1 protein-coding gene is annotated in these 448 nt (G+C 76.1%); it reads right to left on the bottom strand.

What is annotated here, in order from left to right:
• A partial coding sequence (locus FNX44_RS27635; protein ID WP_153507829.1) for an urease accessory protein UreD occupies positions 1-448 on the bottom strand: 448 nt, incomplete at both ends.

Below are 448 nucleotides of genomic sequence, written 5' to 3'. Positions count from 1 at the left end.
GCCGCGGGGTCGGCGAGGGGGGCGAGGACGGCGCGGCCCAGCGCCGGGTCGTCGCCGATCAGCAGGGGTTCGGTGGGGAGCGGCCGGGTGGGGTCGACGAGGAGGAGTTGGCCGGTGGCGCGGTGACCGCCGAGGACGGCGGGGCCGTCCCAGGCGGGTGCCGGGTCGCCGTAGGCGGTCTGCTGGTCGAGCAGCGGGCGGCCGTCGCGGCGGACGGTGAGGCGGGTGACGAGGTGTCCCGGGGGTTCGGCGCTGCGGCCGAGTACCTGCTCCTCCCGTAGCAGGAGGCGTGCGGTGGCGGCGAGTTCGACGGTGTAGGACTGGTGGAGAACGCTGTCGCGGGTGCTGATCAGGGGCTCGGGCAGCCAGTTCAGGGAGGCGTGGTCACCGACCGTGAGGCGGACGTCGTAGGCGGCGGGGGTGGTGGTGGCGCCGCGCAGGGCGATGG

Source organism: Streptomyces alkaliterrae, from assembly GCF_007097205.2.
Classification (GTDB): domain Bacteria; phylum Actinomycetota; class Actinomycetes; order Streptomycetales; family Streptomycetaceae; genus Streptomyces; species Streptomyces alkaliterrae.
Note: the sequence above shows the minus strand (reverse complement) of the source record. Positions and strands in the feature narration are given on the sequence as shown.